The organism is Rhizobacter sp. P2_H2 (assembly GCF_056403375.1).
In genome coordinates, this window is record NZ_JBFUFP010001731.1 from 1 (window position 1) to 657 (window position 657).

Here is a 657-nt window from a genome sequence, read left to right on the forward strand (position 1 = left end):
CTGACTCCTCAGAGGTTTTGCTTTGAAATGTGCCGAGCGCTCGGTCTGGGGGGACCCATTGCTGCAGCGGTTGGGGGAAACAGAGTGGGCGGCGAGCGGTTCGCAGTTCGCCCTGAATGGCTGGAAACTTGCGTTGTCTTCCTTGTGTCCAGCGAGTAGCACGGCTACATCACTGGCTGTAATGTTTTGTCAAGGTTGACTCTAGTAATCCGACTACAGCCGGTAAACGCGGGTTTTCCCGTCGTTTCTCACAATAACCACACCCATCAGGGAAGTCCCGAATGTCAGGCCGTCGATACTTTGCGGCCGGCTTGGCTATCATGAAAAGTAGTTTGGCTACAAAGACGAGCGCACGGTTCGGGTGCATTGCACGCCGGGCCGCATGGCATCGAGGGGGTGCCGCAGGCGCCAGGGAGGCCGCGTGCGGATGGTCGCGCTGCGGCGGGGATCGTCGCCACAGGGTTTGCCTGCGGTGACTCGAACGAGAGAGCGTTGACATGCAGGCAGATTCATTTCCGCGGTGGGTGGGCGATGTCGGTGGGACGAACGCGCGCTTTGCGCTGCAACTGGCGCCCGGCGCCGAGCTGACGTCCATCGACACGCTGCCGGCGGCCGATCACCCGACGCTGCAGGACGCGATGGCGCATTACCTGCAGG

Annotated in this window: 1 protein-coding gene; it reads left to right on the forward strand. The window is 61.5% G+C overall.

The window, feature by feature from the left end:
- Window positions 1-497: 497 nt before the first annotated feature.
- A partial coding sequence (locus tag AC1D15_RS35890) for a glucokinase (protein WP_477829841.1) occupies window positions 498-657 on the forward strand: 160 nt, incomplete at its 3' end.